The 13,476-nt window shown below is 73.9% G+C and carries 14 protein-coding genes and 1 pseudogene; 6 read left to right on the forward strand and 9 right to left on the reverse strand.

Annotated elements, in window-relative coordinates; all coding sequences use genetic code 11:
- Positions 1-11 precede the first annotated feature (11 nt).
- Positions 12-575, reverse strand: a complete 564-nt coding sequence (locus IE277_RS19400; protein WP_189954088.1) for a hypothetical protein — start codon at positions 573-575, stop codon at positions 12-14.
- 120 nt (positions 576-695) lie between these two features.
- Here IE277_RS19400 and IE277_RS19405 point away from each other — a divergent pair, with 120 nt between their 5' ends.
- Complete coding sequence (locus IE277_RS19405) at positions 696-1,757, forward strand: alpha/beta hydrolase (protein WP_189954090.1); 1,062 nt, start codon at positions 696-698, stop codon at positions 1,755-1,757.
- A 43-nt stretch (positions 1,758-1,800) separates the two neighbouring features.
- On the opposite strand, the gene IE277_RS19410 is transcribed toward IE277_RS19405, so the two are convergent.
- The 4 genes from IE277_RS19410 to IE277_RS19425 all read right to left on the reverse strand — a co-directional run bounded on the left by IE277_RS19410 (position 1,801) and on the right by IE277_RS19425 (position 6,352).
- Positions 1,801-3,987, reverse strand: coding sequence for an FUSC family protein (locus IE277_RS19410; RefSeq protein WP_189954092.1), 2,187 nt, complete (start codon positions 3,985-3,987; stop codon positions 1,801-1,803).
- Between the two features lie 90 nt (positions 3,988-4,077).
- Positions 4,078-4,935 carry a 5-oxoprolinase subunit C family protein gene (locus IE277_RS19415; protein WP_189954095.1) on the reverse strand — a complete coding sequence of 286 codons (858 nt, stop codon included), beginning with the start codon at positions 4,933-4,935 and terminating at the stop codon, positions 4,078-4,080.
- Positions 4,932-5,603 (reverse strand): 5-oxoprolinase subunit B family protein, encoded by a 672-nt coding sequence (locus IE277_RS19420; protein WP_189954097.1) that lies wholly within the window; start codon positions 5,601-5,603, stop codon positions 4,932-4,934. Before IE277_RS19420 ends, IE277_RS19415 begins: the two co-directional genes overlap by 4 nt.
- Positions 5,600-6,352: a LamB/YcsF family protein gene (locus IE277_RS19425; protein ID WP_189954099.1), complete on the reverse strand. Its 753-nt coding sequence runs from the start codon at positions 6,350-6,352 to the stop codon at positions 5,600-5,602. Before IE277_RS19425 ends, IE277_RS19420 begins: the two co-directional genes overlap by 4 nt.
- A 168-nt stretch (positions 6,353-6,520) precedes the next feature.
- On the opposite strand from IE277_RS19425, the gene IE277_RS19430 reads away from it, so the two are divergent.
- The 3 genes from IE277_RS19430 to pcp are packed head-to-tail and all read left to right on the forward strand — an operon-like array spanning position 6,521 to position 8,921.
- Entirely contained in the window at positions 6,521-7,240 is a 720-nt protein-coding gene (locus IE277_RS19430; protein ID WP_189954101.1) for a DUF969 domain-containing protein, read from the forward strand.
- Positions 7,237-8,211, forward strand: a complete 975-nt coding sequence (locus IE277_RS19435; protein ID WP_189954102.1) for a DUF979 domain-containing protein — start codon at positions 7,237-7,239, stop codon at positions 8,209-8,211. The genes IE277_RS19430 and IE277_RS19435 overlap by 4 nt, the downstream gene beginning before the upstream one ends.
- 59 nt (positions 8,212-8,270) lie before the next feature.
- Positions 8,271-8,921, forward strand: coding sequence for a pyroglutamyl-peptidase I (pcp, locus tag IE277_RS19440; RefSeq protein ID WP_189954104.1), 651 nt, complete (start codon positions 8,271-8,273; stop codon positions 8,919-8,921).
- On the opposite strand, the gene IE277_RS47270 is transcribed toward pcp, so the two are convergent.
- From IE277_RS47270 to IE277_RS19450, 3 genes are all read right to left on the reverse strand, one after another.
- Entirely contained in the window at positions 8,899-9,075 is a 177-nt protein-coding gene (locus IE277_RS47270; RefSeq protein ID WP_229881791.1) for a hypothetical protein, read from the reverse strand. The two genes, pcp and IE277_RS47270, sit on opposite strands and share 23 nt — an antisense overlap.
- Positions 9,072-9,464 carry an HD domain-containing protein gene (locus IE277_RS19445; protein WP_229881792.1) on the reverse strand — a complete coding sequence of 131 codons (393 nt, stop codon included), beginning with the start codon at positions 9,462-9,464 and terminating at the stop codon, positions 9,072-9,074. Before IE277_RS19445 ends, IE277_RS47270 begins: the two co-directional genes overlap by 4 nt.
- A gap of 88 nt (positions 9,465-9,552) precedes the next feature.
- A complete protein-coding gene (locus tag IE277_RS19450; protein WP_189954107.1) occupies positions 9,553-10,353 on the reverse strand; it encodes an SCO4651 family lipoprotein in 801 nt (266 codons plus the stop codon).
- 291 nt (positions 10,354-10,644) lie between these two features.
- On the opposite strand from IE277_RS19450, the gene IE277_RS19455 reads away from it, so the two are divergent.
- Positions 10,645-12,099 carry a benzaldehyde dehydrogenase gene (locus IE277_RS19455; RefSeq protein ID WP_189954109.1) on the forward strand — a complete coding sequence of 485 codons (1,455 nt, stop codon included), beginning with the start codon at positions 10,645-10,647 and terminating at the stop codon, positions 12,097-12,099.
- Positions 12,100-12,255: 156 nt separating this feature from the next.
- Here the strand turns inward: IE277_RS19455 and IE277_RS19460 are convergent, their stop codons facing one another.
- Entirely contained in the window at positions 12,256-12,942 is a 687-nt protein-coding gene (locus IE277_RS19460; RefSeq protein WP_189954498.1) for a hypothetical protein, read from the reverse strand.
- An 87-nt stretch (positions 12,943-13,029) separates the two neighbouring features.
- On the opposite strand from IE277_RS19460, the pseudogene IE277_RS49550 reads away from it, so the two are divergent.
- Positions 13,030-13,182 (forward strand): annotated as a pseudogene (locus tag IE277_RS49550) (alkaline phosphatase family protein); the annotation flags it as partial.
- Positions 13,183-13,476: the final 294 nt, after the last annotated feature.

Genomic DNA, 13,476 nt, shown 5'->3' on the forward strand with positions numbered 1-13,476 from the left:
CGGAGTGCGGGTCACTTCGCCGTCCGGGCCAGCTCGGCCCGCAGTTCGTCCAGGTGCGCGTCGGCCGTGTCGTGCGGCAGGAACTCGACGACGTCGAGGAACCGGAAGAGCACCCGGCTGCCGGTGACGGCGTACTCGTACTCGGCGAATCCCACCACGGCACCCATGGCGCCCCGGACGGCGCCCCGCACCACATGGGAGGTCAGGTCGTCCGGCTCCGCCGCCGAAATGCCGCGCCGGGCGTTGGGCCGGGCCAGATACGGGCACACCATCGAGGCGTACAGCATGCAGGCGCGGTGCCCCGGTCCTTCGAGGGTCGGGGCGATGTTGCGGTAGGGCCGGTCGGCGGCCAGCGCCTCCCCGATCGCCGCGCTCTCCGCGGCCCCCACCACACGCCACACCGGTCCCTGCGGCAGGGGCTGGTTGCACACCGAGCACAGGCGCTTCCTCGCGCACTCGGCGCTGCGCTCGTAGTCGGTCAGCGCGAACTGGGGCTGGTCCCCTTCCCAGGGCGTGATCGCCGGCACGGGATATCCACGGGTGTCACGGGGCCGGGCCTCGACCCCCGCCGGCATGGGCACACTCTCGAATCGCACAGGCCATGCCTACCAGGACCGGCGGCCTCGGGCCAAGGCCGGCGGAGGCGGCCACCGCGGCCCGACGGGGCCGGCCGGGCGGGTGATTGACTGGGCCGCATGGACCTTGCGGATGATGTTCCCTCGCAGCGCGGCCCGGCCCCGGTGACCTGGGGCGCTCCCCCGCTCGACCCCGAACTGGCCCTGGTGCTGGCGGATTTGGGCGACGCGGCGAGGGAGCCCTTCACCGCGGAGAACCTCGCCGCGCGGCAGGAGCGGGACCGGGCCGGCCGGCCCCGGCCGACGGTGCGGGATCTGCAGGCCGACGGCCGCTTCGAGGTGGCGGAGCTGCGGGTGCCGGGGCCGCCGGGCAGCCCGGAGGTCACGCTGGTGAGCGCCCGGCCCGCCGGGGCCGACGGGCCGCTCCCGCTGCTGTACTACCTGCACGGCGGGGGGATGATCATGGGCAACGCCTGGTCGGTGCTGCCGCGGCTCCTGGACGACTGGGCCGCCCCGCTGGAGCTGGCCGTGGTCTCCGTCGAGTACCGGCTGGCGCCGAAGGCCCGCTATCCCGCGGCGGTGGAGGACTGTTACGCCGGGCTCGTCTGGGTGGCCGGGCACGCGGCCGAACTGGGCGTCGACGCCCGACGCATCGTCGTCGGAGGCAAGAGCGCGGGCGGCGGACTCGCGGCGGCGCTCGCGCTGCTCACCCGTGACCGGGGCGGGCCCGCCCCGGCCGGGCAGCTGCTGCTGTGCCCGATGCTCGACGACCGGGGCGACACCGTCTCCAGCCACCAGCTGGCCGGTGTCGACACCTGGGACCGCGTCTCCAGCACGACGGCGTGGCAGGCGCTGCTGGGCGACCGGTACGGCGCTGCGGACCTGCCGCCGTACGCGGCTCCGGCCCGTGCCACGGATCTGTCCGCGCTGCCGCCGGCCTATGTCGACGTCGGTTCGGCCGAGACGCTGAGGGACGAGGGCGTGGCCTACGCCCAGGCGATCTGGCGGGCCGGGGGCCAGGCCGAACTGCACGTCTGGCCCGGTGCCTTCCACGGCTTCGACACCGTCGCACCGCGGGCCGCGCTCAGCCGGGACGCCCGCGACGCCCGTACCCGCTGGCTCCGGCGGGTCATCGCCCCGTCCGGTACGCGGGCCGGGGCCCGCGGCGGCCCTGCCCGGTGAGGTCGGTCGCCGGCACACCACCCGGTGCTCCCGGTCCGGGCGGTCACCGTTCCCGGCGGCCCTGCCCGGGTGGTCCGGTGCCGCCGCGGGCGATCCGGGTCAGGTCGGTCATCAGGGACTCCAGCCATGACACGGTCGCGTAGTACAGGCGCGGCGCGCCCGGCGGTTCGGCCGCGGACCCCTTGAGCGCGGGGTCGAACAGCGGGATCCGCCCGGCCGGGGTGTCCGCCCCGGGGTCCAGGGCGGCCGAGACCAGCAGCATCCGCCCGGCCACCCGGTCGCCGAGCGCGCCGACGGATTCGGCCGCCGCGGGGCCCAGTCCGGGAAGCGGCGGTGTCAGCAGCCGTTCGGAACCCCACAGGGTGTGGTGACCGGCCATCAGTGTGGCCTGCCAGTCCACGGTGCGCGGGGCGGCCCCGCGCGCCGCGCCGCCGAAGGGCGTCGGCTCGCTCTGGAACTGCGCGTAGGCGGATTCGGCGAGGACGACGGCGCGCTGCAGGGACCGGTGACCGGGCTGCCCGGTGGGTGCGGCGAGCACCGCACCGCCCGCTCCCACCGAGGCGCCGGTCGCCACCACGATCTCGGCCGCCCGGCGCAGGAGTTCCGCGGCCGCCCGGCGCAGCTCGTCATGGGCGCCGCGCGGCCAGGCCAGCAGCCCGAACACGGCACCGATCGCACTGCCCACCAGTACGTCCAGCATCCTGACCTCCGCCAGCCGCCAGGTCGGCACCGACAGCTGGGCGAAGACCAGGGCCACGAGCACGGTGAACAGGCCCTGCGCCCAACCGACGCCCTTGACCGGTCCCACCGTGAACGCGAACAGCATCCAGAGAGGCAGCACCACGGCGTAGACGGCGGTGTGGGGACCGGCAAGGCTCAGTACCCCGGCGGTGACCAGGGCTCCGGCCAGGGTGCCCGCCAGCGCCAGACGGATGGTGTGCCAGGTCTCGTCCATGGTGGTCCGGGTGAGGGTGAGCGTCGCCAGCGTGGCCCAGAACCCGTGGGGCAGCGTGTCCACGCCCGCAACCAGCCGGGCCGCGGTCAGCGCCAGGGCGATCCGGGCCGCGTTCTGGAAGAACACCGACCGGCGCCCGGCATGGCCGCGCAGCCGGTGCCACCACAGCAGCGGTGCCCAGGTCCTGGCGTACCAGAAGCGGCTCCGCGGGATCTCCACCGTGGCGTGTCGGCCGTGTACCGCCAGATCGGCCGCCGCGGCCATGGCGAGCGTGGCGTCGGCGATCTCCAGCACGGCGGCGTGCCGGCGCAGTACGGCGGGCGGGAAGCCGGGAGCAGGCGCGGGCGCGGGATCCTCGGCCGGGCCGCCGGACACGGCCGACAGGCGTGCGCGGGCCGCGGCGAGGTCCTCGTACGATGCGACCGGTGGCGGCCCGGCTTCCAGACAGGTCGCGGTCGCCGTGGCCAGCCCTGCCACGGCGCGCAGCACGGCGGTCGCCTCGGGACCCGGTCGTCCGTCGGGCGCGGCGGGCAGTTGGGCCAGGCGGCTGAGCAGGGTGCGGGTGGCGAGACCGGTGTGGGCGAGGGCGCGGTCGCGTACGCCGGGACCGGCCGGCCGCTCCGCCTCCGGCACCGTCAGCGACCGCAGCGACCGGCTCGTGTCCCAGGCCGCCCGGATGCCGGTGCCGGTCAGGGTGTACGGCGGTGTGGCGAGCAGGGTCGCGTCGTGGGCGGCGGTGCGCGCGGCGTGGGCGGCCCGCCGCCGGTACGACGGCGGGCCGGGCTCGGGAAAGACCAGTGCCTCCACCGCGATGAAGAGGGCCAGTCCGGTCGTCGTACCGATGAGGCGCTCGCCGAGCGTCTCGGGAGCGTACGGCGGGAAGGACGGGAGGATGTAGAGGAGTTGCAGGCCCGGCACCGCCCCGGCCAGGCGTGGGCCGCCCACGGCGGCGAAGGCCAGCGCGAAGCCGACCGCCAGCATGCCGGCGACGGCGCTCCAGGTCCGCACCGACAGGTAGGTGCCGACGACGACCAGCAGCCAGCACACCGGCAGCAGGCGCAGCACGGTCGCCGCTCGCTGCCGCCCGGTGCCCGGGATCTTGGCGAGCCCGCCGACCGCCACGGCGGCGAACAGCGCGTAGGTGGCCGCGACGGGGCGGTCGAGGCCGTAGCGGAACAGGTAGAAGCCGGCCGCCGCGACCAGCGTCACGCGCAGTGCCCGTCGGCCCGAGCCGGCGTGGTCCGCCGCGAACCGGCGGACCGGGACACGACCCACCCCTCCAGAATCGCCCACCGGCGAAGGCCCGGCACGCCGCCGGCGGGCCGGCCTCGCGGCGCCGCTCCCGGAGGCGGGCCGGGCGAGGCGTCAGCCCAGAGTGAAGCGGATCGGCGTGCCCGCCGCGGCCTGGGCCGCCGCCGCCAGCGCGGGCTCGGGGACGACGCCGATCACCGGATAGCCGCCGGTCGTCGGGTGGTCGTGCAGAAACACCACCGGGCGCCCGTCCGGTGGTACCTGCACGGCCCCGAGGACCATGCCCTCGCTCGGCAGCTCGCCGGTCCGGACGCGCTCCAGGGACGGCCCTTCGGTGCGCAGGCCGATGCGGTTGCTGTGCTGCGACACGCGGTAGGTCGCCGAGGCGAGGGTGCGCAGCGCGGCGGGAGTGAACCACTCGGTGCGGGGTCCGGGGCGGAGCGGCAGGGTCAGTTCGGCGGGCGGCGCGGGCCAGGGGGCGGCCGCGGGCAGCGCCGGTCGCGGGGCGGGCGGGCCCAGCGGGAGGACGTCGCCGTCGCGCAGGGGCGCCGGGCCGAGCCCGGAGAGCAGGTCCGTCGACCGGCTGCCGAGGACCGGTTCGACGGCGATGCCGCCGGCGACGGCCACGTACGAGCGCACGCCCGCCGTCACCCCGCCCACCCCGAGGACGGCGCCCGCGGGCACCCGTACGGGCCCGCCCCAGGCCGCCGGCCGCCCGTCCACCGTGACAGGGCAGGACGCACCGCCGACCACAACGGTCACGGTGCGGTCGGGGCGCAGGGCGCAGCCGGTCAGGGTGGTCTCCAGGACGGCGGCATCAGGGGGGTTGCCGAGGAGCCGGTTGGCCAGGGCCATGGCCGGGGCGTCCAGGGCGCCGGAGCGGGGAACGCCCAGGTGGGCGTGGCCGGGCCGGCCGCGGTCCTGGACCGTGGTGAGGGCGCCGGAACGTACGACCGTGAGCTTGGCGGTCATGGTGTGCCGCCCTCGGCCACGAACCGCACGCGCGTGCCCGGTGTGAGGAGGGCCGGTTCCTCTTTGCCCAGGTCCCACAGGGGTGTCGGATCCGGCATGGTGCCGATCAGCTGCCAGCCACCGGGGGTGGCGCGGGGGTAGACCGCGCTGTAGGGACCGGCGAGCGCGAGCGCGCCGGCCGGGACCCGGGTGCGGGGTGTGTCACGGCGCGGCACGTGCAGTTCCGGGGGCAGACCCGTGAGGTAGCCGAAGCCGGGGGCGAAGCCGCAGAAGGCGACACGGTAGGGGTAGGAGGAGTGCCGGGCGGCGACTTCCTCGGCGCGGACGCCCCACAGGGCGGCCACCCGGGCCAGGTCCGGTCCGTCGTACCGCACAGGGATCTCGACGGCTGCCCCTTCGTCGGCGGTGCGAGGGGGCACGTCCCAGCCGGCGATCCGGCGGGCCAGTTCCTCCGGCCGGGCCACGCCGTCGAGGAGCACGGTCCGCGCGCCCGGCACGATGTCCTCGACCGGGGGCAGGGTGCCCGCGGCGCGCCGCCGCAGGAGTTCCGCGTGGAAGGCCGCGGTGCGTTCGGCGTCCGGCAGTTCGACCAGCAGTGCGTGCCGCCCGGCGGGGCGCACCTGGGCGGACGGGCTCTGTATCGCCTGCGCGAACCGGCTCGGTGTCATGCGAAGGCCCCGACCTCGACCCCGGCCGCCACGAGGGCCTCGCGGACCCGCGCCGCGATCCGGGCGGCGCCCGGTGTGTCGCCGTGGACGCACAGGGAGCGGGCGGCCACCGGGACGGTCGTACCGTCCACGGCCTCGACCGCGCCCTCCACCGCGAACGCCCGGGCGCGCCGGACCACCGCGTCCGCGTCGGTCACCACGGCGCCCGGCTCGCGGCGCGGCAGGAGGGTGCCGGCCGGGGTGTAGGCACGGTCCGCGAAGGCCTCCGGTACGGCGGTCAGGCCTGCCTCTTCGGCGGCGGCGAGCAGCCTCGACCCGGGCAGGCCGAGCACCGGCAGGGCTCCGCCGGCCAGGGTCACGCCGGACACCACGGCCGCGGCCTGCCCGGCGTCGTGCACGGTGCGGTTGTAGAGCGCGCCGTGCGGCTTGACGTAGGCGACCTCGGCCCCGGCGGCCTGGGCGAAGACCCGCAGCGCCCCGATCTGGTAGGCGATCTCGGCGGCCAGTTCGTCGGCGGGTACGTCCATGGCGCGGCGGCCGAAGCCGGCCAGGTCGCGGTAGGAGACCTGCGCACCGATGCGGACCCCGCGCGCGGCGGCGAGGTCGCAGACGCGGCGCATCACGGAGGGGTCGCCCGCGTGGAAGCCGCAGGCGACATTGGCACTGGTCACGACGGAGAGCAGGGCGTCGTCGTCGGTGAGGGTCCAGCGGCCGAAGCCCTCACCGAGGTCTGCGTTGAGGTCGATCACCTTTCGAACTTAATCGATTGTTGAACGATCCGACAAGGGACGGATTTTCCGGCCGACCTCTTGTTCGATCGTTGAACGATCCTCTAGGGTCCCTGCAACCCCCGCGGATCCGGCCCGCCGGATCCGCGCCGCCCGGGCGTCCCGCCCGCTCACGCCTAAGGCCATCGCATGATCGTTCTCCTCGGCGTGGTCGTGGTGATCCTCGGATTCGTCACGCGCCGCAACCCCGTCCTCGTGGTGGGCGTCGCCGGTGTCTTCACCGGACTGATCGGCGGGATGAACCCGCCGGAGGTCCTCGCGGCCCTCGGCCGGTCCTTCGCCGACAGCCGCTCGGTCACCGTCTTCGTCATCGCCCTGCCCGTGATCGGCCTCCTGGAGCGCTACGGCCTGCGGGAACAGGCACGCAGACTCATCGGCCGGCTCGGCGCGCTCAGCGCCGGCCGGTTCCTCACCGTCTATCTGCTGGTCCGTCAGGTCACCGCGGCGTTCGGCCTCACCAGCATCTGCGGTCCCGCGCAGACGGTGCGGCCGCTCGTCGCCCCCATGGCCGAGGCCGCCGCCGAGCGCTCGACCGGCGCACCGCTGCCCGAACGCCTCCGGGAGAGGGTGCGGTCCTATGCCGCGTCGGCCGACACCGTGGGCGTGTTCTTCGGCGAGGACTGTTTCATCGCGATCGGCTCGATCCTCCTGATCACCGGCTTCGTCGACTCGACGTACCACCGGAACCTGGAGCCGACCCAACTGGCCCTGTGGGCGATACCGCTCGCCGTCTGCGCCCTCCTGATCCACGGCGCCCGGCTGCTGCTCCTGGACCGCCAGCTGCAGCGGGACATGGCGCTCGCCGCCGCCGAACACGACCTGCCGCTGCCGAAGGGGACCGACAAGTGATCAAGGTCGAATGGCTCTACTGGCTGGTGGGGCTCGTCTTCGTCGTCATGGCCGTGCAGATGGCCGCCGACCGCGGCAACCCCAGGCGCTGGACGTCCGCCGCCTTCTGGGGCCTGCTCGGGCTCACCTTTCCCTACGGCACCGGCGTCGCCGACGCCACCGCGAAGAACGGCGGCTGGACCCTGCCCGCCGAACCGCTCGGCGTCGCCGTCCTCGCCCTGATCGTGCTGGCCGGATTCAACTTCCTCGGCAAGGGTGTTCCGGTCACGAGTACCCCCGAGGAGCGCGAGGCCTCCGCGACGCGGCTCGGCAGCAAGCTCTTCGTCCCCGCGCTGACGATCCCGCTCGTCGCCATCGTCTGCGCCTCCGTGCTCGACACGTCCGGCCTGTTCGAGACCGGCAGGGCCACCCTCCTCGGGCTCGGCGTCGGCTGTGTCACCGCCCTCGTCGTCGGCATGCTGGTCACCGGCGAACGGAAGCTGTCCGTGCCGCTCCACGCCGGGCGTTCCATGCTGGAGGCGATGGGCTCCGCCCTCCTGCTGCCCCAACTGCTCGCCGTGCTCGGCTCGGTCTTCGCGCTGGCAGGGGTCGGCACCCAGGTCGGCAGGATCATGCACGACGTTCTGCCGGACAACTCCAGGTACCTCGCCGTCATCGCGTACTGCGTCGGGATGTTCCTGTTCACCGTGATCATGGGCAACGCGTTCGCCGCGTTCCCGGTGATGACGGCGGCGATCGGCTGGCCCGTCCTCGTCGAGCAGTTGCACGGCGATCCGCCGGCCGTCCTCGCGCTCGGCATGCTGGCCGGCTTCTCGGGGACGCTGTGCACACCGATGGCGGCCAACTTCAACATCGTCCCGGCGACCCTGCTCGAACTGAAGGACCAGTACGGCCCCATCAAGGCCCAGATCCCGACGGCTCTCCCGCTCCTGGTCTGCGCCACCGTGATCATGGCACTGTTCGCGTTCTGACCGGGACCCGTCTCTGCTGTGGCCTGTCTCTGCTGTCGTGCTTTCGGGAAGGAAGTGCCATGACTCGCGTGCTCATCACCGGCTTCGCCCCCTTCGACGGCGAGACGGTCAACCCGTCCTGGCAGGCCGCCTCCCTCGTGGCCGCCGAGCCGCCCGCCGGGCTCACCGCCACCGCCGTCGAACTCCCCTGTGTCTTCGGCCGGTCCGTCGACGCCCTGCGCGACGCCGTCCGCGAGACGAATGCCGACCTCGTGCTGTGTCTGGGCCAGGCGGGCGGCCGCCCCGCCGTCACCGTGGAACGCGTCGGCATCAATGTCGACGACGCCCGTATCCCCGACAACACGGGCAGGCAGCCCGTCGACGAGCCCGTGGTCCCGGGCGGCCCCGCCGCCTACTTCTCCACCCTCCCCGTGAAGGCCTGTGTCGCCGCCCTGCGCGCGGCGGGGGTCCCGGCGGCGGTCTCCAACACGGCCGGTACGTTCGTCTGCAACCACGTCGCGTACGGCCTCGGCCACCTCATCGCCACCGAGTTCCCGCACGCCCGGGGCGGTTTCGTCCACGTCCCCTGGGCGCCGGAACAGGTCGTCGACGGCACCGCCCCGGCCCTGGAGCCCGCCACCGTCGCCCACGGACTGCGCGCCCTGCTGATCGCCGCCGCCCGCACCCCGCCGGGCCACGACCTGAAGGTCACCGAGGGAGCCACCCACTGACGCCTGCGGCCACCCGCTCCGCGACGGGCCGCCAGGTCTCCGGCGGAGCCACCGTCGACCCCACCGCCTTTCCCGCGTCATCGGCGCGGCGCAGGGCGATCGCCGCTCGGAAGTCGGGGTCCGCCTCGAAGGCGGCCGTCTCCTGTGGGGTCATGGGGCCGCCCTGGCAGGCGAGCGTGCGGCCGCTCTCGGTGGACAGCTCCAACTCCGGGTCGGCGGCCGCGAGATAGCGTTTGGCCGGGATGTGCGCGGCGACGAGGCGGGCGACCCTCGGCCCCAGCAGTTCCTCGACCGCCTCCGCGGAGTGCCGCCCGTGTCCTGCCTCGTCGCGGGCACCAGAAAGCGGCCGATGTCGTGGACGAGCCCGGCCAGCTGGAGTTCCTCGTCGTCCGGGTGGCTCACGGCGAGCAGGGCGGCCACCTGGAGGCCGTGGTCGAGGATGTCCACCGGGTCACCGGACCGGTCCGGGGTGTCCCAGACGTCCCCGCATGCGGCCAGCAGGGCCATGAGCGCGTCCACGGACGGTACACGGTCGTACGTCATGGGGCCACGCCGCAGCACGGAGTCGTACGGCAGATGACGGCAACCTGGACGCACCGCGCCATGGACCCGGCGACGGGCGCGGGCGGGCTCAGCCGTTCAGCACCCCGCTCATGCTGCTGACCAGGACCGTTTCCTCGGGCTGCGGCTGCTTCACCGACACCGGCGCGCCGAGCCGGGACAGCGCCGTCGTCACCTGCACCCTGCCGCCGGCCAGGTTCAGCGTCGTACGGGTCTGCACGAGGCGCCCGCGGCCGTCGACCCAGGCGTCGGCGAAGACCGGCAGGTCGTATCCGAGGATGTCCCGGGCCTGGTCCAGCTTCGAGCGCACCGCACCGGCCATCCTGAGGGTCAGGGTCCTGTGGTCGAGCATCCCGCGGTAGTGGACAGCCCTGACACCCTGGACGGTCTCCACGCCCTCGACGGAGACCCGTCGCAGCGCGGAGATCTGCGTCAGGACATGCTCGGGGTCGTTGACGGGGGCCCGCAGGGCGTAGTGCGCCTCGGCCCTGTCGAGGCGCATCATGCCCCACATGCCGTCGGCGACTCCGGTGGCGCCTTTGACATAGACCTTGCCGTCCGCGAAGGTCTCGTCGCTGTGCGGGACACCGCCCCCGGGGAAGTCGACGGCAAGCGTGCCCCGGTGGCGGGCGAAGTCGAACCCGCCGGCGACGGTGAGCGTGTAGGTCTCTGTCCCGCCCGTGATCTCGATGCGCTCACGCAACCGGGCGGTGGTCGTGCCGGTCCTGGCGACGGCGGCACGCACGGCGGCATCAGGCGCCGGGCCGGACGAGCCGGCCTTCGGCTTCGCCTGTCCGGCGCCCTCGCCGGTCACGGCACAGCCCGCGCACAGCAGAACGGCGACGACGGCCATGGGCAGGGCACAACGCATCGGCTCTCCAGGGAAGTCGTGAATGAGCACTGCGTCAGATGCGTCGTGCGATGCGTCGTCCTGCGTGGCTCGGCACGGGGGCGCCGCCGGTGGTCCTGCCGACGCCCCTCACCAGCCGACTTTACTATGACCTTACTGCGCGCCGGCCGAGACCACGGTCATGACGGCCGGTCAGGCCCGCCATGGATGCGCCGCGGATACGGGGCGAGCGGCGGGTCCTCGCCGACGCAGAGCCGGTGGAAGAGGATGGGGCGGAGAGTTCACCCGTCACGGGAGACGGAAGGGAATCCGATGACACTCCTCGACAACGACGTCTGGAGCGAGAAACTCTTCGGCGACGGCTGGCGGGACGCCACCCGGGCACAGCCGGTGGCCGAGCCGGCGACCGGCGACCGGCTGGGCACCGTAGGCCTGGCCACGGCCGAGGACGTGCGCCGTGCCGCCGCCCGCGCCGCCGAGGCGCAGCGGTCCTGGGCGGCCACGTCGCCGCGGCAGCGGGCGGCCGTACTGCGGCGCGCGGGCGAGCTGTTCACCGAGCACGCCGCCGAGATCGAGGACTGGCTGGTGCGCGAGGCCGGCTCGGTACGGGCCAAGGCGGGGTTCGAGGTGCAGCTGGCGCTGGGCGAGTGCTTCGAGTGCGCGGGGCTGCCGACGCATCCGCAGGGTGAGGTGCTCACGTCCGAGGACGCGCGCTGGTCGCTCGCGCGGCGCCGCCCGGCCGGCGTGGTGGGCGTGATCGCACCGTTCAACTTCCCGCTCATCCTGGGTCTGCGCTCGGTGGCACCCGCGCTGGCGCTGGGCAACGCGGTGCTGCTCAAGCCCGATCCGCGGACCGCGGTCAGCGGCGGTGTCGTCATCGCCCGGATCTTCGAGGAGGCCGGGCTGCCCTCCGGGGTGCTCCATCTGCTGCCGGGCGACGGCTCGGTGGGGCAGGCGCTCGTCGAGGCGCCCGAGGTGCGCGTGATCTCCTTCACCGGGTCCACGGCGGTCGGACGGGTCATCGGCGAGCAGGCCGGCCGGCTGCTCAAGCGGGCCCACCTCGAACTCGGCGGGAACAACGCCCTGGTGGTGCTGCCCGGGACGGATGTGCACAGGGCGGCCTCGGCCGGGGCGTTCGGCTCCTATCTGCACCAGGGGCAGATCTGTATGACGACCGGCCGGCACATCGTGCACGAGTCGCTCATGGACGCGTACACCGCCGCGCTGACGGCGAAGGCCGTGGCGCTGCCCGTGGGCGACCCCGCGCGGGAGGACGTGGCGCTGGGGCCGCTCATCGACCGGCGGCAGCTGGCGCGGGTGCACGGCATCGTCAGCGACAGTGTCGCCGCGGGCGCGACGCTGGCCGCGGGCGGCGAGATCGTGGGCGCCGGATACCGTGCCACCGTGCTGACCGGGCTCACCACCGGCATGCGGGCCTGGCGCGAGGAGATCTTCGGGCCCGTCGCACCCGTCATGGGCTTCGCCACGCTGGAGGAGGCCGCGCGGATCGTCAACGACTGCGAGTACGGGCTGTCCGTCGGGATCCTCGGTGACGTCGGCACGGCGATGCGGCTCGCCGACCGGATCGACTCCGGCAAGGTGCACATCAACGAACAGACGGTCAGCGACGAGCCCAACGCCCCCTTCGGCGGGGTCAAGGCGTCCGGCACCGGGTCCCGGCTCGGCGGGGCCGCCGCCAACATCGAGGCGTTCACCGAGACCCAGTGGCTCACCGTCCGGCCGGACATCGCGGACTACCCGTTCTGAAGGACACCGCAGCTGTGCACAGCGCGGCATGAATCGCCATCGGCCGTGAGGTGCCCCGACAGCCTCGGACGGACGAAGCGGAAACATCCGGTCCGGTCGACTCGCAGTGCCGCACCAAGGGCAGATTTTCCGAAACATAGCTGGTCACTTGCCAATTCAGGGATGGAGTCCGCTCACTCGCCGCGCCTGGGCCACTCTCAGATTTCCGTATCCGGCCGCGTCCGGGAGCACCCTCGCGATCGGCTCTCCGGCACATCCCCAGCACAGTGACAAGCTGACCTTCACCTGGGCGACGGACACACCCGACCCCAAGAACTGGATCGGTGTCCACGCGGGTGACAAGCAGCCCGGCAGCGGCAGCAGCTCCCTGGTGTGGACGTATGTGCCGGGCGCCGCCGGGCAGACGACCCTCGACACCTCCGGCCTGAACGACGGGCCGTACACCGCCTGTCTGCTGGCCAAGGACGGGTACGGCATCCTCGCCAAGACGGCCCCGTTCAGCTTCCTGGTCCGCCCCGTGATCCCGCGCCCGCACGCGGTGGTGGACGCCGTCACCACCGAGGCGCAGACCTCCGGCGAGGGCTTCTCGGTGCGGCTGGGCGGGCTGTGGATCAGGCCCGAGGGCAATGACGCGGGCAGCGCGGCCTTCCAGCGGGTCGCCGGCCACGCGTGGCTGTCGGTCTCGGCAGACGGCACGGTCAGCGGCAAGGCGCCGGTCCTCGCGCCCCGGACGCCCGGCCGGATCGTGGTCGCCGTCACCGACAGCGCCGTCGGCTCGGACACCGTCACGGTCCAGGTGCCCGTGCGTGCCGCCCGGCAGCGGCTGCGGCTGAAGGTCGCCACGCTGAACCTCTGGGACGCCGGCACGACACCGCGCTGCAGTCGCTGTTCTCCCACCCCGATGTGTGGAAGAACACCGTCTTCCTGCTCATGTACGATGAGAACGACGGCTACTTCGACCACGTCATCCCGCCGTTCCCGGAGCCCGGCACCAAGGACGAGTTCGCGAACGGCAAGCCGATCGGCCTCGGCAGCCGGGTGCCGCTGTGGGTGGTGTCCCTGTGGTCGCGCGGCGGCTGGGTCAACTCCCAGGTCTTCGACCACACGTCGGTGCTGCGCTTCCTGGAGCGTGTGACCGGGGTGCAGGAGCCCAATATCTCCGACTGGCGGCGCACCGTCTCCGGCGACCTCACCAGCTGCTTCGACTTCAGCAAGCCCGACTACAGCATCCCCGGACTGCCCGACACGGTCGCGCTGATGGCCAAGGCGGACGCCGGCGACTCCCTGCCGGCGGTGAAGATCCCCGACCAGCAGTCCATGCCGGCGCAGGAGAAGGGCAGCCGGCCGCACCGCGCGCTGCCGTACCGCCCGTGGGCC

The organism is Streptomyces alanosinicus (assembly GCF_014650595.1).
Lineage (GTDB): Bacteria > Actinomycetota > Actinomycetes > Streptomycetales > Streptomycetaceae > Streptomyces > Streptomyces alanosinicus.